The sequence below is a fragment of the Chitinophaga sp. XS-30 genome, from assembly GCF_008086345.1.
In the GTDB taxonomy this organism is placed as follows: domain Bacteria; phylum Bacteroidota; class Bacteroidia; order Chitinophagales; family Chitinophagaceae; genus Chitinophaga.
The window spans coordinates 635,823-658,689 of the sequence record NZ_CP043006.1; the positions used below are offsets into that span (position 1 = coordinate 635,823).

At 51.4% G+C, this 22,867-nt stretch carries 19 protein-coding genes and 1 pseudogene; 4 read left to right on the top strand and 16 right to left on the bottom strand.

Features of this window, described 5'->3' with window-relative positions; translation table 11 throughout:
* Positions 1-143: 143 nt before the first annotated feature.
* Positions 144-1,301 (bottom strand): FecR family protein, encoded by a 1,158-nt coding sequence (locus FW415_RS02600; protein WP_148382743.1) that lies wholly within the window; start codon positions 1,299-1,301, stop codon positions 144-146.
* Positions 1,302-1,349: 48 nt separating this feature from the next.
* Positions 1,350-1,961 carry an RNA polymerase sigma factor gene (locus FW415_RS02605; RefSeq protein WP_148382744.1) on the bottom strand — a complete coding sequence of 204 codons (612 nt, stop codon included), beginning with the start codon at positions 1,959-1,961 and terminating at the stop codon, positions 1,350-1,352.
* Positions 1,962-2,071: 110 nt separating this feature from the next.
* Between FW415_RS02605 and FW415_RS02610 the strand changes: the two genes are divergently transcribed.
* Positions 2,072-3,832 carry an N-acetylmuramoyl-L-alanine amidase gene (locus FW415_RS02610; RefSeq protein ID WP_148382745.1) on the top strand — a complete coding sequence of 587 codons (1,761 nt, stop codon included), beginning with the start codon at positions 2,072-2,074 and terminating at the stop codon, positions 3,830-3,832.
* A 546-nt stretch (positions 3,833-4,378) separates the two neighbouring features.
* Entirely contained in the window at positions 4,379-5,413 is a 1,035-nt protein-coding gene (locus tag FW415_RS02615) for a 2-oxoacid:ferredoxin oxidoreductase subunit beta (RefSeq protein WP_148382746.1), read from the top strand.
* 78 nt (positions 5,414-5,491) lie between these two features.
* Here the strand turns inward: FW415_RS02615 and FW415_RS02620 are convergent, their stop codons facing one another.
* Entirely contained in the window at positions 5,492-6,130 is a 639-nt protein-coding gene (locus FW415_RS02620; RefSeq protein ID WP_148382747.1) for a LysE family translocator, read from the bottom strand.
* A gap of 14 nt (positions 6,131-6,144) precedes the next feature.
* Positions 6,145-7,686, bottom strand: a complete 1,542-nt coding sequence (locus FW415_RS02625; RefSeq protein WP_148382748.1) for a GH3 auxin-responsive promoter family protein — start codon at positions 7,684-7,686, stop codon at positions 6,145-6,147.
* Positions 7,687-7,772: 86 nt separating this feature from the next.
* Between FW415_RS02625 and FW415_RS02630 the strand changes: the two genes are divergently transcribed.
* Together FW415_RS02630 and thiL are read left to right on the top strand one after the other, a co-directional pair.
* A complete protein-coding gene (locus FW415_RS02630; protein ID WP_148382749.1) occupies positions 7,773-8,543 on the top strand; it encodes an inositol monophosphatase family protein in 771 nt (256 codons plus the stop codon).
* A 7-nt stretch (positions 8,544-8,550) separates the two neighbouring features.
* A complete protein-coding gene (gene thiL, locus FW415_RS02635) occupies positions 8,551-9,579 on the top strand; it encodes a thiamine-phosphate kinase (RefSeq protein ID WP_148382750.1) in 1,029 nt (342 codons plus the stop codon).
* A gap of 21 nt (positions 9,580-9,600) precedes the next feature.
* Here thiL and FW415_RS02640 read toward each other — a convergent pair whose 3' ends face one another.
* The 12 genes and pseudogenes from FW415_RS02640 to FW415_RS02690 form a co-directional block, all read right to left on the bottom strand.
* Complete coding sequence (locus FW415_RS02640) at positions 9,601-11,265, bottom strand: glycosyltransferase family 39 protein (RefSeq protein WP_148382751.1); 1,665 nt, start codon at positions 11,263-11,265, stop codon at positions 9,601-9,603.
* An 83-nt stretch (positions 11,266-11,348) separates the two neighbouring features.
* The gene (locus FW415_RS02645; RefSeq protein WP_148382752.1) at positions 11,349-12,140 is read right to left on the bottom strand and encodes an amidohydrolase; all 792 of its coding nucleotides are present in this window, start codon (positions 12,138-12,140) and stop codon (positions 11,349-11,351) included.
* A 73-nt stretch (positions 12,141-12,213) separates the two neighbouring features.
* A complete protein-coding gene (locus FW415_RS02650) occupies positions 12,214-12,678 on the bottom strand; it encodes a regulatory protein RecX (RefSeq protein ID WP_246858884.1) in 465 nt (154 codons plus the stop codon).
* Between the two features lies 1 nt (position 12,679).
* Positions 12,680-14,995 carry an ATP-dependent helicase gene (locus FW415_RS02655; protein WP_148382753.1) on the bottom strand — a complete coding sequence of 772 codons (2,316 nt, stop codon included), beginning with the start codon at positions 14,993-14,995 and terminating at the stop codon, positions 12,680-12,682.
* Between the two features lie 175 nt (positions 14,996-15,170).
* Positions 15,171-16,724: a M28 family peptidase gene (locus FW415_RS02660; RefSeq protein ID WP_168208637.1), complete on the bottom strand. Its 1,554-nt coding sequence runs from the start codon at positions 16,722-16,724 to the stop codon at positions 15,171-15,173.
* A gap of 127 nt (positions 16,725-16,851) precedes the next feature.
* A complete protein-coding gene (gene rpiB, locus FW415_RS02665; RefSeq protein ID WP_148382755.1) occupies positions 16,852-17,310 on the bottom strand; it encodes a ribose 5-phosphate isomerase B in 459 nt (152 codons plus the stop codon).
* Between the two features lie 33 nt (positions 17,311-17,343).
* Positions 17,344-18,189: a twin-arginine translocase subunit TatC gene (tatC, locus tag FW415_RS02670; RefSeq protein WP_148382756.1), complete on the bottom strand. Its 846-nt coding sequence runs from the start codon at positions 18,187-18,189 to the stop codon at positions 17,344-17,346.
* Between the two features lie 626 nt (positions 18,190-18,815).
* The gene (locus FW415_RS25500) at positions 18,816-19,793 is read right to left on the bottom strand and encodes a hemolysin family protein (protein WP_256378904.1); all 978 of its coding nucleotides are present in this window, start codon (positions 19,791-19,793) and stop codon (positions 18,816-18,818) included.
* Between the two features lie 76 nt (positions 19,794-19,869).
* Positions 19,870-20,085 (bottom strand): annotated as a pseudogene (locus tag FW415_RS25505) (CNNM domain-containing protein); the annotation flags it as partial.
* Positions 20,086-20,231: 146 nt separating this feature from the next.
* On the bottom strand, positions 20,232-20,804 hold the full coding sequence (gene gmk / locus FW415_RS02680; RefSeq protein ID WP_148382757.1) for a guanylate kinase: 573 nt from the start codon (positions 20,802-20,804) through the stop codon (positions 20,232-20,234).
* Complete coding sequence (gene murA / locus FW415_RS02685) at positions 20,805-22,115, bottom strand: UDP-N-acetylglucosamine 1-carboxyvinyltransferase (protein ID WP_148382758.1); 1,311 nt, start codon at positions 22,113-22,115, stop codon at positions 20,805-20,807.
* On the bottom strand, positions 22,112-22,822 hold the full coding sequence (locus FW415_RS02690) for a DUF4290 domain-containing protein (protein ID WP_148382759.1): 711 nt from the start codon (positions 22,820-22,822) through the stop codon (positions 22,112-22,114). The genes murA and FW415_RS02690 overlap by 4 nt, the downstream gene beginning before the upstream one ends.
* Between the last annotated feature and the right edge of the window lie 45 nt (positions 22,823-22,867).

Consider the following 22,867-nt stretch of genomic DNA (forward strand, 5'->3'; position numbering starts at 1 on the left):
TGACATGAGCTAATTTTTTCATACTTTTGTAAAGCTTTTTTGAAGTAAAGAATTAACTGATTGTTAGTTTTTGGCACGGGAACATGGTCGCATATGTTTCCGTGTTTTCTTTTGCGGATGTTGATTACGTTGTCATAAGTATTTTATTTAAGTTCTACGATCGTTTTCTTCCCCTTTGTCAGGGTGCTGTAGCGGATGTTGGATGAGAGCTGCATATAGTCCAGCACTTTTTTCAGCGGCTTGTCTTCAAACGTTCCGGTAAACGTGTACTGATAGATCGCTTTGTTCCTCATTTCAAATGACACATTGTAGAAGCGGGACAATTTTTCCAGTACTTCCTTCATGGGCGTCCGGCGAAATACCAGCCGCTCGTACACCCAATCCGTTTCCCTGTCTGTATTCACGGCAAGCACCTGCAACTGATGATCGCGTGTGGAATAGATGGCCTTCTGGGAAGGTTTGAGCAACTGCCAGCCGGATGTTTTTCCGGTTTTCAGCGCTACACTGCCAGACACAAGCGTGGCCTGCAGGGTATCGCTATCCTGCCAGGCGGAGATATTGAAGCTGGTGCCCAGCACACGGACCATCATGTGCTCGTTTGCCGTCTTCACAACGAAAGGCCAGTTCGCGGCCCGGCTTACTTCAAAATATGCTTCACCGGACATCCTGGCCATACGCAAGTCTTCCCTGAACCTGACGGGGTAGGTGACCGCACTGGCGGCGTTGATCCAGATACGGGTACTGTCTGGCAGCACCACCCGGTATCGTTGGCCCGGAGCGGTCAGGAGCGTGTGTTCTGCAATGGAGGCAGTTGCTCCCCGGGATTCGTAGCGAACTTCACGGTCGTGAATGTAAATGCGCGTGCTTTCATCGAGTATGACCGTACTGTCAGCAACGGCCTCCAGGTCGATATCAGTCCCATCCGCAAGATGTAATCGTGAACGTTCTGGTGTGTTATGTAGTGAAGCAAGTGCCGGCTGCCCGGTTATGGATGCCAGATGCTTTTGCCCGTTATGCCGGATCAGGAAAACAGACAACGCCCCTAACAGGCAGGCAGCGGCTGCTCCGGATAACCAGTAACGCAATGATCTGACCTTCGTTACCGCAGCGGGCGGTTCCAGCTTCCGGCGGAGCTGCTGCAGCGATCGGACTGCGAAGCGCTCCACCAGCTCATCCGGCAAGGGTTTTTCCGGCACATCCAATTGTGCCAGCCAGTTGGCAATTGCCTGTTTTTCCTCTGCTGTGGCAGTGCCTTTCCGATACCTGTCGAAAAGGGCCTTTATTCTTTTTTTGTCCTCCATGCTATTAGTAATAAGCAGAGAGAGAGCAAAAGGCCTATAAGTTTTGTGTTAAGGATTTATTAACCATATCATGAACATCAGTTCCGCCGGGGTGAGAGAAGTGTCTGATACAGCGTGGCGGATGCGGTTCATGGCCTGGTTCACCTGGTTTTTGACAGTTTTGGGGGATAACTCCAGTTCCTGGGCAATGTCTTTGATACTATTATTTCCATCCCTGCTCATGAGAAAAACGATCTTCATTCTCTGCGGCATTTCGTCGATAGTACGTTTCACCAGTTCCATCACGGCCTCATATTGTATATTGATCTCGCGGGCTTCCTGTTCATCGGGGATCCCTTCCTGCCCGATCTTCAGGAACTCCCCGAACAGCCGTGCGTGCTTTTCCCGGAAGCCCCTGGTGCGGAAATACCCGCACAATTTGAACCAGAGCCGGTTGCGAAGCCATGCATCGAGCGTATTGGGTACATGCAATGTTTCACGCTTTTCCCATATCTCCATGAACATCTCCTGTAAAAGATCGAACGCTTCATCCTCATCGCCGGTTTTTTTTACTGCCATGCGAAAGAGCGTAGCGTAATGTTGCTGATGCATGTCCTCAAAAGCCTGGTAATCCGTTTGACGGATGCGTTCCACCAGGTCATGTCCTTGTGCTGGTTCCATCGCCGCAAACATACCGCTTGCATATTAATTTCACGTTAACTGCTGAAACGCGCTTACGCCGGTAACATCTTTTCCGCTTGTTTGTTATATTGTTATAATTTTATGTCGTTATGAACAAATGGTCAGGAGGAGTCATGCTGCTGGCGGTCATGCTGGCAACACCAACGCTCGCGCAGGAGAAAAGTTTTATCCGCCTCACGCAACCCGGAAGGCAGAACAGTTCGGTCACCACCGCCCGCCAGTTTCTCGTGGGCAGCACCTGCAAAAGCTGCAGCCTGTATGTGAATGATGAACTGCAAAAGGTGTATCCTACCGGCGCATTTGCCATTGAGGTGGAGTTGGACGAAGGCAACAATCCTTTTGTGATCAGATCCGTCAGCTCCGCCGGTGATGCCATATCGCGGACCGTAAGCTTCAGCTATCACCCGCCGCAGGCACCGGAGCCGGTGCACTCCGTCGATATTGCTTACATCCAGACCTTCCCTGAAGGCAACCTCACCGTTGCGCCGGGAGACCTTGTCAAATTCCGGGTAAAAGCCCTCCCCGGCGGAACCGTTACCGTAGGCAACAACTTCACCCTCACAGAGCTGCCCGTCAGCGGCAGCCAGACGATGCCGGGCATTTACCAGGGCACCTATTCCGTACAATGCAGCGATCCCATGATCAATGGGCGCGCTTTGCCTGTTGTGCTGAAAAGCGGCGACCGGGAGATCCGCCGCAACACCACTTACAGCTTCACCCTGATGGACCCGCAGGCCCAGCCCGTTATCGGCAAAACCACCGGCGATGCCCCTTTCCTCAAATACGGTCTGGGGGAAGACCGCCTTGGCGGCGCCAGGATGGAATACCTGGATACTGCCGTGCTGCTGAATATCACAGGTAAAGTAGGGAACGACTACCGGGTAAAGCTTGCCAAAAATCTTAATGCCTATATTCCGCAGGAACAGGTGAAACTGCTGCCACCTGGCAACTTTCCACCTTCCTCGCTGAGCAACTCCTGGCGCGTATGGGGAGATGAGCGTTTCGATTACGTGACCATCAGCTTCGCGCAAAAACTTCCCTACCGCAGCCTGCAGCAGATCGCTCCAGCCCGCATCGTGCTGGACGTATTCGGCGCCACCGCCAATACCAACTGGATCACCCAGCTGGAAAATGCAAAAGAGATCAAAAACGTGTATTACGAACAACTGGAAGATGATATCCTCCGCGTGAACATCGAGCTGAAACACGCCCAGCACTGGGGCTACCAGATCTACTACAGCGGCAGCGCCCTTACCGTGAAGGTGAAACGCCCGCCCGCAAAACCGGGCCTCGCCAAACTGACCATTGCCGTGGACGCAGGGCATGGCGGCAGGAACGCGGGCGCACAAGGCCCCACCGGCGTATATGAAAAGGCAATGACGCTTGCCGTGGCGGCACAGCTGCAAAAAGCGCTGCTGGCCGAAGGCGCCAAAGTACTGATGACAAGAGTGAATGATTCTTATGTGGACAATAACTACCGCGTAGTGTCTTACCGGGACAAGGACCCCGATCTCCTGGTGAGCATTCACCTCAATTCAGCCGCAGATCCCATCCGCATCAAAGGCACCAGCACCTATTACAAACACATCGGCTTCCGCCCCCTGAGCCAGCATATCTACAAACACCTGCTGGACCTGGGGCTGAACGAATTCGGCAATATCGGCAGCTTCAACTTTGCGCTCAACAGTCCCACCGAATACCCCAATGTACTGGTGGAAACGCTTTTTCTCAGCAATCCCGAGGATGAAATGCTGATCCTGGATGCCGGGTTCCGCAAAAAACTGGCGGACAAGATCGTGCTGGGTTTGAAGGATTTTGTGGCTGCAGCCGTGGCATCACCGCAAAACTGACACGGCCGGTAAGGCCGCACACCGGATTTCCATGCCCTGAGCGCCGCATCGCGGCAAAACAGATCCCGCTCCACAGCCATCCTACGAAAAAGGCCCCCGGTGAAGGAGGCCCCTGCAAATCACCGCAACGGTTTACCCGTTTACGGCATTTCCATATCCAGAACAAACCGGCTTGATAGCCATTACCAGTACCTGGCGGCGATAGTTCCGTATCATGACATTGACTGATAAGGTGGTACTGATAAGTGGCTACTATATTTCACGGGTTAATGGCAGGTAATTGATGGCATAAAAATGGAATTTCCCGCCCGGTAAGCCAATACTCATTTATAGGTATTTTTCCATTTGACAGATTTGTGTCATGCTGATGATTATCCTACTATATTAGTAGATTAATAAGTATCTTTGCAGGCGTTTATTTTGTACCTTTAGCGCTATACATTTGATAAACACGTCTTTATACGCCAGCCAGATATCCGTCAAACAGCGGAATATTGGGAAGAGCGGGTGAATTCGTAACTTTGATGCTCAAATTATCCGTAAACAATGTCAACTACAGCTATCCCTCCGCAACCATTAACGGCCAAGGACTTTGCGACGGACCAGGAAGTACGCTGGTGCCCGGGTTGCGGGGACTACTCCATATTGAAACAGGTTCAGACCATCATGCCCGGGTTAGGCATACCCCGTGAGAATATTGTGATCGTTTCGGGTATCGGGTGTTCCTCCCGTTTTCCGTATTACATGAATACTTTCGGCATGCACTCGATCCACGGCCGCGCCACCGCTATCGCTTCCGGGCTTAAGGCTACCCGCCCCGAGCTGAGCGTATGGATCGTTACCGGTGACGGTGACGGGCTTTCTATCGGGGGCAATCACACCATACACCTGCTGCGCCGTAACTTTGATGTGAACATCATGCTGTTCAACAACCAGATATACGGCCTCACAAAAGGACAGTATTCACCCACATCGGAAACGAACAAGGTCACCAAAAGCACGCCCTTCGGCAGTATAGATCATCCCTTCAACCCCATGGCCCTGGCTATGGGAGCGGACGCTACCTTTATTGCCCGCAGTATGGACCGTGATCCGAAACACCTGCAGGAAATGCTCAAACGCAGCCATGCCCATAAAGGCGCTTCTTTCCTGGAGATCTATCAGAACTGCAACATCTTTAATGACGGCGCTTTTGAAGTGTTCACCGAAAAATCCAGCAAACCGGAAGAAGCTATCTTCGTTGAACATGGCCAACCGCTGGTATTCGGCGCCCAAAAGAACAAAGGCGTCCGCCTCGATGGCCACCGCCCGGTAGTGGTGAACCTGGACGAAGGCTTCAGCACCAGCGATCTCTGGATTCATGACGAACAGGACTTCGGCAAAGCCCAGATACTCACCCGCATGTTCGACGATCCCCGTATCGAAGGACACCTGCCACGGCCGTTCGGGGTATTCTACCAGATCTTCAGGCCCACATACGACGATATCATGCTCAGCCAGCTGCAGGATGCCGCCGCCAAACGCGGTCCGGGCAACCTGGATAAACTCCTGGCCGGCAATGAAACCTGGACCATAAGCTAAACGCAAACGCTGACAGATAAAAAAAGAGAAGGCATCACACCTTCTCTTTTTGCATTTTATACGGTTGCTTTGGTTAAATCAATGCGTAAAATTACCATCCCCGAACATCACCTGGTACAGCAATACTAGGCCGAATATGATCATGCATACACCCGCCACACGGTTCAGCCAGATCACGTTCGTCAGCGTCAGCTTGTGACGGATCTTGTCAGACACAAATACTTTAAGGATATCAGCGGACAGCACGAACAGCAGGCAGACGCTGTACATGGTAAAACGGTGGCTGACGGAAGTAGGCGCATTGGCTACGCAGACGCCCAGCCAGAAGATAATAACACCGGGGTTGAGCGTGTTCATCAGCCATCCCCCCAGCCATATCTTCGCATAATCACGGGTACTGAACATTTCCGGGGGCTCATCGCCGGTAGTGATCTTTACTTTTTTGAACAGCAGGCCATAAACGCCCATACCTATCAGCAGAATACCGCCGCTGATACCGATAATACTGGTGTAAGCCCCGAGATTGCTGATAAAGGAGGTGGCGAGATTGCCCAGCAACACGAACATGATATCGCTTCCGGAAACTCCCAGCGCAAAGCTGATACCCGCCCTGAACCCGTTGCTGATGCTATACTTGATAATAGCAAAGATCACGGGCCCGACCGATACAGATAAAAACATTCCCAATCCTAATCCAGCTATGATGGCGGCTATCATGTATCAAATAACGGTTATGCTTTCACGCCTGCTTTGGTGGTCAGAAATTGTTCCCAGTCAGCCAGCTTCGCGCCTTTCATCACCCTGGGGAACTTATTCATGGCGCCTTCCTTGCCTTTGCAGCGCAGATAATCCAGGAATACCTGGTTCGGCAGCACTTCCACAAAAACTTCCTTCAGCGCCGATGTACGCTCCACCGCATAGTCGTCATTCACCTCGCTCAGCGTCTGGTCAATGATCTCCCTCACTTTAGCGGCATCTACATTAGCGGCATCCGTACCAATATACCAGCGGTGCGCGAACAGATTTTCATACGAAAAGCCTGCTACCGTAAATTCCCGGATGGTGACGCCCAGTTTCTTCTGCACATTGTCGATGGCCTTGTTCATATTATCGATGCTCATATGCTCTCCGGCCAGGCTAAGGAACTGCTTTGTACGGCCAACGATGGTGATCTCATGTTCCTTTACGGAAGTGAATTTCACGACGTCGCCGATCAGGTAACGCCAGGCGCCGGCACAGGTAGACAGCATTACAGCATATTCCACATCTTCCACCACTTCGTGGATCATGTAAGACTTGGGATTGGGCCGTACTTCGCCGTCAGCATCAAAATTCTCCTCGTTAAAAGGAATGAACTCATAAAAGATGCCTGCGTTCAGCACCAGCTTGATGCCCCTAACACCCGGACGGGCCTGGAACCCGAAAGAGCCTTCGGAGGCCATGTAAGTCTCGATAAAGGTAATAGGCTTCCCAAGCAGCTTCTGAAAACTGTCCCGGTAAGGCTCAAAGCTCACCCCACCGTGGATGTAGATGGCCAGGTTGGGCCATATTTCGTGTATATTCCTGACGTTGTGGTATTTGATGATCTCTTCCAGCACGATCTGTACCCATGCCGGTACACCGCAGACCGTACCTACGTCCCAATGCGGGGCTTTCCGTACGATCAGCTTGATACGCTGCTCCCAGTTGGGTTTCCGGGAAATGCTGCCGCCGGGTTTATAGAACCGGCGGAACCATTTGGGGATGTTCTTGGCCTGGATACCGCTCATATCTCCCTCGTAATAATCCCCTTTTTCAAACAGGGAGGTAGTGCCGCCGAGCATGAGGATGCCCTTCTCGAAGGATTTCGGAGGCACATTGAAGTTCACCATGGAATACAGCTGCTTCACGCCCACCTTTTTCACGGTCCTGAGCATATCCCTTGTAACGGGAATATGTTTGCTGGCGGATTCGGAAGTACCGGAGCTGAGGGCGAAATATTTTACCTTTTCGGGCCAGCTGACATTCGCCACCCCATCCAGGCATTTATGCCACCATTCCGCATGCATTTTGTTGTAGTTATGCACGGGAACCTTCTGCCGGAACTGGCTCACCCAGGTAGGGCTGTTCAATATCTGCTCGTATCCATAATGTTCACCAAACTGGGTATGCTTGGCTTTCTCCAGCAACCGCCGCAATACCTGCAACTGATACTGCCGGGGCGTTCCCAATTTGAAAGTGAACTTCTTTCTTATCCGCAGGGATCTGGAAATTAGATTACCAATGATGGCCATTAACTGCGTTTCTTGTTTTAAAATGCAAAAATAGTTAATTCGTATGTAATTAAGGGGAAGTTGGCGAAGCTTCGTAACTTAGCGCCATGCTAAAATCAACGTTACTCAAAGCTACACAAGCCGGTGCAAAAGTTTTACAGGAATATTTTAACGGTACTTTCACAGTTTCCCACAAAGATACCATCAATAACCTGGTAACCGAAGCCGATAAAAAAGCCGAAGAAGCGATCATTACCACCATCCGGGAGGATTATCCCGACCATTATATCCTCAGCGAGGAGATCGGGGAGATCAAAAAGGACTCTTCCATTAAATGGATCATCGATCCGATAGACGGCACCGTGAATTTTGCCCATGGCATTCCCATCTGCTGCGTAAGCATAGGGGTGGAGCAGGACGGGGAGATGATCCTCGGCGCGGTGTACAACCCCCTGATGAATGAATTGTTCTTTGCCCAGAAAGGTTTTGGCGCTACGTTGAACGACAAGCTCATCAGCGTTTCCCGGAAAACCGATATGTCCAGTGCCTGCCTCGTTACCGGTTTCCCCTACAATTGGGAGGAAGCCGCCAATAACCCGCTTAATGTCTTTGAGCGCTTCATCCGCCAGGGTTTGCCGGTACGCCGCCTTGGCTCAGCCGCCATCGACCTTTGCTGGGTAGCCTGCGGCCGCTTTGATGGCTTCTGGGAGCATCATCTGAACCCCTGGGATTCCGCTGCCGGTTATCTCATCGTAGAGGAAGCAGGCGGCAAAGTGACGGATTTCAACGGTAATGCCTATTCCCCATACCAGAAGAAGATCCTGGCCACCAACGGCCATATTCATGCAGACCTGCTGAAAGAGATCAACAGTATTTAAAACAATCATGGAAGAGAGAACAGAAATCAATGACCTCGGGGAGTTCGGCCTGATCGACTACCTGACCCGCAATATCGAGATCAGCAATGCCGGCACCATCCTCGGCGTAGGGGACGATGCCGCCGTGATCGACCACTTCGGCAAACAAACCGTTATATCTACGGACATGCTGGTGGAGGGCATTCATTTTGACCTGATGTACACCCCGCTGAAACACCTCGGCTACAAATCGGTTATCGTGAACCTGTCGGACATCTATGCCATGAATGCCACGCCCACGCACATTACGCTGAGCCTGGCCTTCTCCAACCGCTTCTCGCTGGAAGCGCTCACCGAGTTTTATGACGGCGTATATGCGGCCTGCGACAAGTATAAGGTAGACCTGATCGGCGGGGATACCACCTCCTCCCAGAAAGGTTTTGTGATCAGCGTTACCGCCATCGGCGAAGTGGCGCCGGACAAGTTCGTGAAACGTTCCACCGCACAAAAAGGCGATCTGCTTTGCGTGTCCGGCGACCTGGGTGCCGCCTACCTCGGCCTCACCATACTGGAAAGGGAAAAACAGATCTTCCTGGAAAACCCCAATATCCAGCCGGACCTGGAAAGCCAGACCTATGTGATCGGCCGCCAGCTGAAACCCGAAGCCCGTCACGATATTATCTCCTTCCTGGCCGGCAAGGAGATCACCCCTACCGCCATGATGGACGTCAGCGACGGCCTCAGCTCGGATATCCTCCACATCTGTAAACAAAGCGAACTGGGCTGCGTGCTGTATGAGGAGAAGATACCTGTGCATGACGACAGCCGCCAGCTGGCCATGAAACTCGGCCTCGATCCCACTGCCTGCGCACTGAGCGGCGGAGAGGATTATGAACTGCTGTTCACCATGAAACAGGAAGATTATGACAAGATCACGCTGAATGAAGAGATCGCCGTGATCGGTTATATGACCGATGCCGCAGAAGGAGCGCACATCATCACCCAGAGCAACAACAAGCACCAGATCACCGCACAGGGCTGGAACGCGTTCAAATAACCGCGGGGCCGGCCAGGCAGATCACTCCACCACCAGCTTCAAACCCTGGCTGTTGTGGGTCGGGTCCAGCTCCGGCATGGCCGTTACGCCTATTTTCAGCGTGTATTTCCCTTTTTCCTGCGGCGCCTTTACCTGTAACTGCACGCTATCCCGCAGCAATGCGTCGGACAGCAACAGATCGCCTTCCACAACGGAGCTCCAGTCCTCTCCCTTTCGCAGGATGTATCCAACGCGCGCATCGTTCAGCTTCACGGGGGAAGCATACCCGTTCCTGACCCCGAAGGTCAATGGAAGCGTTTCTCCCGGAGCGGCGTGAAATTCCGTTTCCGCCGGTACGAACTGTATCAGGGAGTAGGAGTAATAGGGCGAATACGTTTTGAGATAAAGTTTCCCCTGGGGCCGGGTAAGGCTGTCTGTATAAGTAAAAGAACCCGGGTGGTTGGAGACCAGCAATACCTCCTTTCCCCACAACTCCTCTTCCGTCTGCCAGTAGTTATATTGACTGCGGCGGGAAAACACACTGTTCAGGCTATACGAAACTCCTCCGGCATAATACAGGTATTTGGAAGGGGCCTGGTAACTGTTCAGGAACACCACCGGCCGGCCCGCTGCTTTGGCTGCCACTGCCGCCGTCCACTCCCGGTTATGATGGATCTCCGGCCGAACTTCCACACCCGGCATAAAATCCCACACCAGGTACACCCGTGCGATCAGCACGAGTATCAGCGAAGGCCATAAGGTGATCTTCAATATTCTCCTTGAAAGCCCTTGCCGCACGATGGTCTGGTGTGCCAGGATCAGCAGCGGCGCAAACACCATCACCGTCCAGTTAGCCTCCACGCGGCCTTTGAATGTGCTGAAGAGGAAGAACACCAGTACGCCGATCAGGCTGTACTTCAACGCTCTTTCAAAATTATTGCTCTGCACCTGGGAACGGAAAGCGTAATACAACAACAGCCAGCCGATCAGCGGGCCGAACAGCAATACCTGCCCCAGCACATAATCCAGCGTGTAGCTGATATCGTAAGAAGAAGCGTTCCTTTCCACAAGATGGTACTGCAGGGAGGGAAAGTCATGCGCATATTGCCAGTAGAGGTGAGGGAAGAACAGTATCGTGGTAATGATCACGGCAATATAATAGCGGTAAGCCCTCAGCAGGTGGATATTGGCGATCAGTGTAAAGAACACCAGCAATATGCCATGGTATTTGCTGTAAAACATCAGCGCCATGCTGAGCCCCAGCAGAAAGGTGTTCTTCCAGCTCTGGGATTCCAGGAAGTTGCGGTAGATATAAAAATAGAGGGTGGCAAAGAAGATCAGGGGAATATCCGGTACGGCCAGCATCCCGCCGAGCTGCATGGCCCCCATGCCGGCGAGGATCAGGTAGAGCACCCGGTTGTTCTTTTGCGGGATCATTTTATCTACCAGTACCAGGGTAAGCACATTCATCACGATCATGCCCAGGCGGATGCCCAATTCATTATGGAAAAGCGCATACCCCGCCTTGATCAGCAGCGCGATCATGGGCGGATGATCGAAATACCCCCAGTCGAGGTGACCGGAATAAACCCAGTAATACGCCTCATCGTCCAGCAGCTCCGTAAAGGCAGCCTGCAGGATGGCCAGGACGGCCCAGGCTGTCCATACAAGATTCTTATACTGGTCTTTGGTAAAAAAGCGGATCATAGTGCCGCGAAGTTAGGCAAGTTCACCGGGAATTTCAGCGGAAACAGCAGCAGTGCGCCGGCCGGGACATGGCGCCGCGGCCGCTACAGGATCATGAAACGGTCGGCATCCTTCATGAAAGGGAATTTCGCGCGCAGGTCATCCAGGTGTGAGCGGGAAAGGGTATAGGTGAAAACATCCTCATCATGCGCCTTGTGGTAGATGATCTCCCCCACCGGGTCTATAAGGCTGGTATCACCGCTGTGATAGATGTTGTTGCCATCATTGCCCACGCGGTTCACGCCGATGGCGTAACACTGGTTCTCGATGGCCCTGGCCTGCAGCAAAGCTCTCCAGGGTGTGCTGCGGCGTTCCGGCCAGTTGGCCACGTTCACCAGCACATCATATGCGGGATTGCCGTCTTCCTGTATGGTATTGCGCGCCCAAACCGGGAAACGAAGGTCGTAGCAGATATTCAGGCAGATCTTCCAACCCTTCACCTGCGCGATCAGGCGCTTATCTCCCGCTCTGTAGTGATTGTGCTCATCAGCGAATGCAAACAGATGACGCTTGTCATACGTACCGTAAGTGCCGTTAGGCAGCATCCAGATCAGGCGGTTGAAATACGCTCCGTTCTCTTCAATGATAAGGCTCCCTGTGATGATCACGTTCTTTTCCCTGGCTTTCTGCTTCATCCACTGCACGGCGCTGCCGTCCATGGTTTCTGCCAGCCGGGAAGATTGCATGCTGAAACCGGTGCTGAACATCTCCGGCAGCACGATCACCTCCGTACGCGTTTTGATGGAATCGATCTTTTGACCGAACATGGCCAGGTTTGCCGGAATATCTTCCCAGTGAAGATCAGCTTGAATAAGCGAAACGGTTAAATCAGACATATCACATTAATTACTGCAAAACGCTGTCAAAATTACGATGTGTTGGATTAGAAAGTTTTGAATTATTGCGCTTTTATGCTTCCATTTTTGCGATTTCTTCAATGGCATCCCGTGCCAGATCGTACTCAAAACCTCTCTGCAACAGGAATTGAAGGGTTTTATACTGCCTTTTCGGGGGTTTTTCGGCCGATAATGACCGGTACTTCCGGCCGGCAAGCGCCAGCAGGGTTTTCCCGTAATCTTCCTCCCCGATGTCCGCCAGCGCTTTTTTGATGCAGTAAACGGAGACCTGTCTTTGTTTCAGGGCCATGGTGATCTTCTTTCTTCCCCATTGCTGCATCCTGAATTTGCCGCCGGCAAAGGCAATGGCATATCGCTCTTCGTTAAGAAAATTCTCTTCTACCAGGTGCGCGATGGCATTTTCCAGTTCATCTCCGCGCAGGCCAAGTTCCCGGCCCTTCTCCCGTACTTCCGTATGGCAGCGTTCCTGGTAGGCACAATAATGGCGCAGTTTGAGTATCGCTGCATTCATCATCATCCTAACTATTCCGTATGATCATCAGTTTAGCGTAGTTCAGCATGATCTTTTTTTCACCGCCGGCTTTCGGGAATACCACGGTGGCGATGCGGTTGTTCGGAGCGCCTTCGAGGTTCAATATCTTTCCGAAGCCGAATTTCTGATGCTCTACATCCATGCCCGGTTCCATGGCGGAGGGATCATCCGCTGTAAAGTTCGGGCTGGGGGTATGGCTGCTCACCGCACCGGCAGATACCGGTCTGGATACAGTTCTGGTTGGGGTGGACGGCTGCGCCGGCGCTTTCCGTTTGTCGAACATGCCGCCCCAGGAAACACCGCCGCCAACGTTCCCGCTGTTACGGATGCCACCGGCATAACTCCGGTCGATATACTGCTCCGGCATTTCTTCCAGGAAACGGCTGGCCTCATTCTGCTGCAGCTGCCCGAAACGGTAGCGGCTGTTGGCGTAAGTGAGGAACAGGCGGGACTTTGCACGGGTAACGGCCACATAGAACAACCGGCGTTCTTCTTCCAGTTCTTCACGGGAATTGATGGACATGCCACTGGGAAACAGGCTTTCCTCCAGGCCCACCGTGAATACCACCGGAAATTCCAGCCCTTTTGCCGCGTGAATGGTCATCAGCTTCACTACATCGCTGTCTTCTTCGTTGCCCTGGTCCGCATCCGTGAGCAGCGTGATCTGCTGCAGATAGCTGCCGAGACTTTTATCCAGCAGTTCGCCGTCTTCCGTAGGGGTTTCCGTAAACTCCTTGATAGAGTTCAGCAACTCCTGTATGTTCTCGTAACGGGCAAGCCCTTCGGTAGTTTTGTCGTTGAACAGTTCCTTGACGATATTGGTGGATTTACCAACCTGTACCGCTACATCGTATGCATTCTGTTTTTCAAGCTGCACGCGGAAGCTGTGCATCATGGTAACGAAGTTGCTGATCGCTTCCAGGGTGCCGCCTTTAAACCCGAATTCACGGGCATTTTCCAATACCTGCCAGAAAGTGATGTTCTGCTCGTTGCTGTAAATCGTTATCTTTTCGATGGTGGTTTTGCCAATGCCGCGCACAGGATAGTTGATGATCCTTTTGATGCTTTCCTCATCGCGGGGATTGATGATCACACGAAGATAGGCCAGGAAGTCCTTGATCTCCTTGCGCTGATAGAACGAGATGCCGCCGTAGATCCGGTACGGGATGGCCATTTTTCGAAGGCTTTCCTCAAAGGAACGGCTTTGCGCATTGGTACGGTAAAGGATGGCGAATTCCCTGTTCGCATAATGATTGCGCAATTTCTGCTCCGCAATGGTATCCGCCACAAATTTGCCTTCCTCGTTATCCGTATTGGTGCGTACCAGTTTGATCTTGTCGCCTTCCAGGTTGTCCGTCCACAGATTCTTTTCTATCTGCCCCTTGTTTTTGGAGATCACTTCATTCGCCACATTGAGGATGGACTTGGTGCTGCGGTAATTCTGTTCCAGCTTCACCACTTTTACATCGTCATAATCTTTTTCGAACTGCAGGATATTCTGGATGGTGGCGCCGCGGAACGAGTAAATGCTCTGTGCATCATCCCCAACCACGCAAATATTTTCATGCACCGCGCCCAGCAGCTTGACGATCTCGTACTGCGCGGGGTTGGTATCCTGATACTCATCGATCATGATGTACCGGAACTTGTGCTGATATTTTGCGAGCACTTCCGGGAAGCCTTTCAGCAGCACGTACATTTTGTACAGCAGATCATCAAAGTCCATAGCGCCGTTCTTGAAGCAGCGCTTGGCGTACATATCGTATATTTTGCCTACCAGCGGGCGGTTGGCGCGCTGATCTTCCTGCTGTACATAGTAATCATGCTGATATTCTTCCGGGCTCATGAGGCTGTTCTTGGCCGCGGAGATGCGGTTGTACACCAGGTTGGGCTTGTAATGCTTGTCATCCAGGTTCAGCTCGTTCACGATGGTCTTTACCACACTCTTCGCATCATCTGCATCATAAATGGTAAAGTCGCTCGGATAGCCCAGCTTCGGCGCATCGCTGCGGAGCAGGCGGGCAAAGACGGAGTGGAAAGTGCCGATATAGAGATTGCGCGCCTCATTACCGCCAAGTATTTTCTCCACCCTTTCTTTCATTTCCTTTGCCGCCTTGTTGGTAAATGTCAACGCCAGTATATTGAAGGCGTCCACCCCGTTCCGCATCAGGTGGGCGATCCTTGTTGTCAGTACTTTTGTTTTACCTGAACCGGCGCCTGCAATGATCATCAGCGGGCCATTGATGGCCGTTACCGCTTCGCGTTGCCGTTCGTTCAGATCGTCTAGATAGTTTGCCTTCATCAATCAGAAAATTTCAGGCGTAAAAATACGATTTGAGGGGCGGATCACGAAACTTATAAATGTTGCAGCGCTTTCACCGGCCGGACGAGGTTATGCGGCTCCCGGCCATCCATAAAAAAAGGACTGCACCGGTTTTGCGGCACAGTCCTTTTACTTATAGTTAAAAGCCTTGTTTTTATTTTTCGTCCCGGTCCACCTTCAGGCGCTCTTCCCGGTTGGCGATCTCCCAGGCGGTATGGAACACCAGCCGGGCCCGTTTCTCCAGCATGGGATAGCTGATCTTGTCCGGCGTATCACCTGCGCCATGGTAGTCGGGATGCACGCCGTTGAAATAAAATATGATGGGTATCTTATGCTGCGCGAACATGTAATGGTCCGAGCGGTAATAGAAACGGTTGGGATCATTCGGATCATTGTATTTGTAATCCAGGTCAAGCCCTACATTTTCATTCGCCGCTTCGCTGACGGGGCGGAGATCTGAGCTGAGCTTGTTGTCCCCGATGATATACACGTAATTGCTGTCCTGCGCATGATCTTTGTCTATCCTGCCGATCATATCGATATTGAGGTCCGCTACCGTATTGGCCAGCGGGTACACCGGATGATCTGTATAGTAACGGGAGCCCAGCAAGCCTTTCTCTTCCCCGCTTACCGTCATGAACACAATACTGCGACGGGGCCCTTTACCGGCTTTTTTTGCTTTCATGAAAGCTTCCGCCATGGCTATTACCGCCACGGTGCCGGAACCGTCATCGTCCGCACCGGGATGTATCTTCCCATTGATCACGCCGATATGGTCATAGTGTGCGGTAATGAAAAGGTATTCGTCTTTTTTGTCCGTGCCGGGAAGAATGCCCAGCACATTGCTTGATTTTATTTCGGCGGAGCCTTTTTTAAACACCAGGTCCGTGATCTGCCCGTTGACAGGCTGTAAAGCAGCGGCGGGGTCTTTCAGTGCGGCAGCGAGCGTGGCATATGGTGTGCCGAGTATCGCCGTAGCCATATCCGCTGAAATGAAATACGAGTTGGGGATGTATTCCATGGTGGTCATTTCCTGGAAATACAGGCCGGTCCGGCGAACACGGTTGCCCGCCCTGGCGATCTGCGCCGCATTGGACGTAACGATGAACACGGCCTTTGCCCCTTTGCCCCCGGCGGTACGCAGCTTATTGCGCAAGGTGGAAAGGGTGGTCTGCCCTTCAGCAAGCGGGAACATGGCCTCGCCATCCGCATTCAGCGGCACCCCTTCCGCAAGCATAACGATCTTGTCCGTTACATCCAGTCCCTTATAGTTATCATACGCTTCGTTGCTAACGCCGTATCCGGCAAACACCACGCCCGTTGAGGATAGCGTCTGATTGCTGTTATCGCGCAGGCTGTTGTAGAAATCCCTGCCGAATGTGAAGGTCTTTCCGCCAGCTTTGATCGTACCGGTGTTGATGGTATCCTGGAAAAGGCTGAATGGCTGTTCCCATTTACCGTCCGCGGCAGGTTGCAGGCCGGCTTGTTTGAATTTTTCGGTAATGAATGCGGCCGCTTTGTATTGCCCGGGCTGCCCCGTTTCCCTTCCCTGCATTTCGTCACCGGCAATAATGTAGAGGTTCTTTTTAAGGCCGTTTGCCGTGATGCTGTTGGCAAAGGGCACCGCGGCGGTGCCCGGGGCTGCAAGCTGAGCGCAGGCTGTTATCGTACCGGCCAGCAGACCCGCCAGGAGCGTAATATTTTTCATGGGTTGATGTTTAATCTGGCTTAAAATTAAGGTTTGCCGGGTAAGTACCGCTACCATTCATCTAAAAAGACAAAAAGAGGCTGCGGAACAGTACCGCAACCTCTTTCTAATATGATCTGTCTGTCTATTACATGCAGGCGATCTTCTTTACCCGGTTCTCATGCCGACCGCCTTCAAATGGCGTATCCATGAAAATGTCCACCATTTCACGCGCCGTCGTAAGATCTACGAAGCGGGCGGGTATGCACAATACATTGGCGTCATTATGACTGCGGGCCAGTCTTGCCAGCTCATCGCCCCAGCAAATGGCGGCACGGATCTGCTGGTGTTTGTTGGCGGTAATGGCCACGCCATTGCCGCTGCCGCAGATCAGGATGCCGAAGGCGTAATCGCCCGATTCCACTGCTGTTGCTACAGGATGAGCAAAGTCAGGATAATCCACCGAGTCCGCCGAAGGCGCACCGAAGTCCTTTATCAGCATACCCTTTCCTTCCAGATAAGAGATCACTTCCTCTTTATATTCATATCCCGCATGGTCTGAACCGATCGCTACCGGCAATGCAAGATTAAAAGTAGTTTGTTCCATACAACCCGATTTTAGGCGTTTAATATTTATTCATCAGGACCATTCTTCCTGTTCTTTCTTTTCTTTCTCTTTATACACTTTTGCCGATATAAAGATACTGATCTCATACAAGAGGTAGAGCGGAACGAACACCAATATCTGGTCGATCACATCGGGCGGGGTGATGATCGCGGCCAGGATAAGGATCACTACGATGGCGTGACGGCGGTAACTGCGCATGAAATCCGGTGTGAGCAGCCCCAGTTTGGTGAGGAAATATACCAGGATAGGCATTTCGAACAATACCCCCATTCCCAGGATGATCTGGGACATGAGGCCGAAATAATCATCGATAAAGAATTCGTTCTTGATCACTTCCGACACGGTGTAGCTGGCCAGGAAGTTGATCATGAAAGGCGCTATCAGCAGGTAGCTGAATGCTATGCCCATGAGGAACTGCAGGCTGATCCAGAAGATAATGCCCTGGGAGCCTTTGGCCTCATTTTCCTTCAATGCCGGCCTGATGAAGCGCCAGAACTCGTAACAGATGTAAGGGAAGGCCCCTATAAAGCCCAGGATGAATGCCATTTTGAACTGCAACATGATCTGTCCGGCCATTTTGTAGTTCTGGAAATTGATTTCCGGGGGCACCAGGCACAACTTGTCTCCCAGGCCTATGGCATGGCTTAAACTGCACATCCACTGATAAGTCGGGAAATCCGGCCGTGTAGGTCCGAAAACAACATTGGTCAGGATCCACTCCGTAAAAACAAAACCCAGGATGCTGACGGTAACAATGGCAATGGCAGACCTTACAATATGCCAGCGTAATTCTTCCAGATGGTCAAAAAACGACATCTCTGCCTTGTTCTCACTATTCGAGAATAATTTCTTTAACATGCTATATGTACGTAGATAATCAGGATCACAAATATAGTATGTGCCCGGTGAATACTAAATGCCCAAAAACGCTGTAAGGTAAAATAAAAAGAGGAGGAAATGGAAACAGGGATCAGTTGGGACAAAAAAAAGAGCCAGCCCGAGAAGAATCAAGAGCCGGCCTTTCATCCATTGTTTGTTAACCCCAAAAAAGTTGAATTCGAGAATGTCTTTTATCGCTACTGTTATAATTATAACTCTATCCTATAATGGCAAGCTATTGAGATATAAGTTACGACTGTCACAGAGCTTTTAAATTTCTAAAACAAAAATAGAAAGAAATATCGTATTATCAATGTTACAACAAAGTTTTTTACAACCTTTTAACAAAAATCAAATTATTGTGTTACGAATCAGGCACTACGGTAATTCAATTCGTGTTAATTTACTACTACTGCTATCAAAAACGATTTAGCACACTATCCGGTCTTGCTGCATTTCCCTGAAAGTAACGTTTTTTTAACCCGTTGTATTACAGCATCTAAAGATAAGAAAGAACTTTTTAAATGCGATAATTTTTCAGTTTTCCCCGCTTTCCGGGTGATCCCTGTCTTTACTATCCTGCAATTTTCGAGCCGAAACCCGTTTTAATTCAGGATTTTCATCTTTACCATCTCTATCCGGGTATCCGTTACGTTCAGGACATCGAACTCATAGTCATCTATAATAATGCGCTCTTTCAGGCGCGGGATGGTCTCGTAATGGGAAATGATGTAGCCCGAGAGGGTTTCGCTGCCATCTTCAGGGAAGTCGAAGCCATAACGTTCATTCAGATAGTCCAGTTCCAGCCGGCCGGAGAAGATGTATTCCCTTTCCGCGATCTGTTTTTCCACGAACTCTTCCACATCATGTTCATCCTTGATATCGCCGAATATCTCTTCCAGCACGTCTTCTATGGTCACAATACCTGCTGTTCCGCCAAATTCGTCCACCACCCAGGCAATGCTTCTTCTTTCTTTGTTGAATTTGCCCAGCAGATCGATGGCGCTCATGGTTTCGGGCACCGCCAGAATGGGATGGATCACTGAACGGATATCCGGCGGGCTTTTGAACATATCCAGCTGATGCACGTATCCGAGAATATTATCGATATTATGTTCGTAGATAATGATCTTGGACAGTTTGGTGTCGATGAATTTGCGATGGGCCTGTTCAATGGTAGCGCTGATATCCAGGGCTTCTATTTCCTTCCGGGGGATGAGGCAGCCGCGGATCTTCACATGAACGAGGCTCAATGCGTTCTCGAACAGTTCGGTATTCAGTTCCTGTCCGTCCCCCATGTGCTGCTGGCTCTGGCGGATGAAGTACTCCACGTCCACCCGGGCAAACGAGCTTTTGTTCTCCGCAATGCGTACGTTAAAGAGGTATTTCAGCACCCATTCGGAAATGGATTCCAGCAGGTTGCCGATGATATAAAGCGGTTTGGACAGTACCGAAATGGGCAGGGCAAAAAAACCGAGCAACGCTTCGGGGCGGGAGCGGAAAATGCTGCGGGGGATGAAAAACCCGAAGAACAACACCAGCAAAGTAGCTACGGTGATTTCCAGGAACAGGGGAAATGGCAACGAACTGGGCCATCTCGCTCTCCGTCCACACCAGCGCCCATAAAGAATCCAGCCAGCCGGCCACCAGCATACTGTAGATCACGATGGCGATCGTCAGGCCAATAAGGCTTGTGGCGAGGAAACGGGCCGGATGCTCGTTAAAACCGGAAAGTATCTTGCCGGTGGCGCGCCCCTGCTTCTTCTTCAATTCTATACTCAACCTGTTCACATTGGCAAAAGCAGTCTCCATACCAGCGAAAAAGCCGGCTACAAGCACTACTATAACCAGTAAAACAATCGTATAAATATCCATCTAAACAAAGATATGAAATTAGCTGACAGCAGCAATGACCGGAAAATATAACGCCCGGCCGGCCGGAATGTTCACTGCTGTGGAGGTTTGCGGTTCCCTGGCAAAGTTGCCGGCCCGCCATGGGTCATCAGACGTGGCGGGAAGGCTTAGGGCCTGCCCAGGAAGTCCTTCACCAGCGCTTTCACCCCGGCATAGGCTTTGTCCAGCTCATCATTGACCACGATATGATCAAATTCATGGGCGAAAGACAGTTCATACCGGGCTTTGCCGAGCCGCTCCTCCAGCGAGGCCTGCGTTTCTGTGCCACGCTCGCCGAGGCGTATCCGCAGCGCTTCCAGCGAAGGGGGTTGTATAAAAATAGTGAGCGCTTTACCATGGTATTTTTCCTGGATGGACAGGGCGCCCTTCACATCAATATCCACAAGAGGATATTGCCCGTTGGCCCAGATGCGTTCCAGCTCACTTTTGAGCGTGCCGTAGTATTTACCGGCATATACCATTTCATATTCGGCAAAAGCGCCTTCATCGATCCTGTTGTGAAATTCTTCGAGGGACAGGAAGTAATAATCCCTGCCGTGCACCTCGTTCTCCCGTGCGGAGCGGGTGGCGGCGGAAATGGAGAACGCCAGCTCAGGCATCTCGCTGAGCAGTTTTCTTACAATGGTTGTTTTACCGGCCCCTGACGGCGCGGTGATGATAATGATCTTTTCAGAAGCCATTTACACACGCTTGATATCTGCTCCCAGGTTGCGCAGGCGCTGATCGATGTATTGGTACCCGCGGTCTATCTGGTCAATGTTATGGATGGTGCTCTTTCCTTCGGCGCTCAGTGCAGCGATCAGCAGGGCTACGCCGGCGCGTATATCCGGGCTGCTCATGGTGATGCCCCGGAGCTTGTGCTGCCTGCCCAGGCCTATCACCGCGGCACGGTGCGGGTCGCAGAGAATGATCTGTGCGCCCATATCTATCAGCTTGTCCACAAAGAACAGGCGGCTTTCGAACATCTTCTGATGAACGAGCACGCTGCCTTTGGCCTGTGTGGCCACTACCAGCACGATGCTCAGCAGGTCAGGCGTAAAGCCCGGCCATGGATGGTCGTAAATGGTGAGGATAGAGCCGTCTATAAAGGTCTGGATCTCATAGCTGTCCTGCTGCGGAATGTAGATGTCATCCCCTTTGATCTCCAGCTGAATGCCCAGTTGCCGGAACTTGTCCGGGATCACGCCAAGATGTTGCACGCCGGCATTCTTGATGGTGATCTCGCTTTGCGTCATGGCGGCAAGGCCGATGAAGGAGCCGATCTCGATCATATCCGGCAGCATGGCATGACTGCAGCCTTTGAGGGCGGAGACGCCTTCTATGGTGAGCATATTGGAACCTACGCCGCTGATCTTTGCGCCCATGCTGTTCAGCATCCGGCAAAGCTGCTGCAGATAAGGCTCACAGGCGGCGTTATAAATGGTAGTAACGCCCCCGGCAAGCGCCGCGGCCATCACAATATTGGCGGTACCGGTTACGGAAGGCTCGTCCAGCAGCATAAAAGCGCCTTTCAGCCCGCCTTTCGACTCCAGCCGGAAATAATTATCGTCATTATCATAAGCAAAAGCGGCCCCCAGTTTCTCGAAACCGATCACATGGGTATCCAGGCGGCGGCGGCCGATCTTGTCGCCTCCAGGTTTTGGAATATATGCTTTGCCGAAGCGGGCCAGGAGAGGGCCTGCCATCATCACGGAACCGCGCAGGCGGCCGGATTTCTTTTTGAATTCGGCGCTTTCCAGGTATTCAAGATCAATATCGTCTGCCTGGAATTCGCAGGTGGCACGGTCTTTACGATCGACCTTCACACCAATATCCCCCAGCAACTCTATCAGCAGGTTGACGTCCAGGATATCCGGAATATTGCTGATGGTTACTTTTTCAGGTGTTAACAATACCGCGCTGATGATCTGTAATGCTTCATTCTTTGCTCCCTGCGGTATAATATCTCCTTTCAGCCGGTTACCACCCCTTACTTCGAAAACGCTGCTCACTTGTTCCTGTTTTTGTATTTGTTGTGTTTATTGCTTTTTCCAGCGTTATTGCTCTTGAATTTGTTCTGCTGGTAGGATTTGCGTTTGGCGCTGCCTGAGCCGCCTCCGGATACACGGAATTGCTGCTGATCGCTGCCGGCCAGGTTGTAAGATGGGCCGGGAGCTACATTCACAACACTGCTTCCTGCGCCCGGCTGATATTGCAGCGCTCCTTTCGAAATAATGGCCAGTTCTGTCTTGATGGCATCATCATGTACGCTTTCTTTGTGCCAGTTGGAATAGGCGAGTTTCATGTAATTGCCGACCACCTGGGTGAACGCTTCCTTCTTTTCAGGATTCTCTTCCTTTATCGCTTTGTCCATTACCATCTCCAGGTTCTTGCCGAAGTGACGGTTGCGGGGATATTTTTTCGGATAGGGCAGCCGCTCAGGTTTGGAACGCAGTGTTTCCTTTGTGGGAATGGGATAGGGGGAATCCACATCCAGCTTGAAGCCGGATACCAGGAAAAGGTGGTCCCAAAGCTTGTGCCGGAAGTCCTCTACGTTACGTAAATGCGGTTGCAGGGTGCCCATCAGTTCAATAACGGCCATTACCTGCTGCTGGCGATGCTCACGGTCTTTCAGGGTGAGGATATATTCGATCATGCGCTGGATATTCCTTCCATACTCGCGCATGATGAGGTGGTTGCGAGCGGTATTATATTCCATTTCAGTATTTTAAACGTCTGTAAAGTTGTTGATTAACAGCCATAT

Coding starts and splice junctions, on each gene's coding strand:
- FW415_RS02645 (WP_148382752.1), bottom strand. CDS start 12,140: ATGTCTGATTTAACCGTTTCGCTTATTCAAGCTGATCTTCACTGGGAA.
- FW415_RS02630 (WP_148382749.1), top strand. CDS start 7,773: ATGCTAAAATCAACGTTACTCAAAGCTACACAAGCCGGTGCAAAAGTT.
- FW415_RS02660 (WP_168208637.1), bottom strand. CDS start 16,724: ATGAAAAATATTACGCTCCTGGCGGGTCTGCTGGCCGGTACGATAACA.
- FW415_RS02605 (WP_148382744.1), bottom strand. CDS start 1,961: ATGGAACCAGCACAAGGACATGACCTGGTGGAACGCATCCGTCAAACG.
- tatC (WP_148382756.1), bottom strand. CDS start 18,189: ATGTTAAAGAAATTATTCTCGAATAGTGAGAACAAGGCAGAGATGTCG.
- FW415_RS02690 (WP_148382759.1), bottom strand. CDS start 22,822: ATGGAATATAATACCGCTCGCAACCACCTCATCATGCGCGAGTATGGA.
- FW415_RS02650 (WP_246858884.1), bottom strand. CDS start 12,678: ATGATGATGAATGCAGCGATACTCAAACTGCGCCATTATTGTGCCTAC.
- FW415_RS02620 (WP_148382747.1), bottom strand. CDS start 6,130: ATGATAGCCGCCATCATAGCTGGATTAGGATTGGGAATGTTTTTATCT.
- FW415_RS02610 (WP_148382745.1), top strand. CDS start 2,072: ATGAACAAATGGTCAGGAGGAGTCATGCTGCTGGCGGTCATGCTGGCA.
- rpiB (WP_148382755.1), bottom strand. CDS start 17,310: ATGGAACAAACTACTTTTAATCTTGCATTGCCGGTAGCGATCGGTTCA.
- FW415_RS02625 (WP_148382748.1), bottom strand. CDS start 7,686: ATGGCCATCATTGGTAATCTAATTTCCAGATCCCTGCGGATAAGAAAG.
- FW415_RS02600 (WP_148382743.1), bottom strand. CDS start 1,301: ATGGAGGACAAAAAAAGAATAAAGGCCCTTTTCGACAGGTATCGGAAA.
- gmk (WP_148382757.1), bottom strand. CDS start 20,804: ATGGCTTCTGAAAAGATCATTATCATCACCGCGCCGTCAGGGGCCGGT.
- FW415_RS02640 (WP_148382751.1), bottom strand. CDS start 11,265: ATGATCCGCTTTTTTACCAAAGACCAGTATAAGAATCTTGTATGGACA.
- FW415_RS02655 (WP_148382753.1), bottom strand. CDS start 14,995: ATGAAGGCAAACTATCTAGACGATCTGAACGAACGGCAACGCGAAGCG.
- thiL (WP_148382750.1), top strand. CDS start 8,551: ATGGAAGAGAGAACAGAAATCAATGACCTCGGGGAGTTCGGCCTGATC.
- FW415_RS02615 (WP_148382746.1), top strand. CDS start 4,379: ATGTCAACTACAGCTATCCCTCCGCAACCATTAACGGCCAAGGACTTT.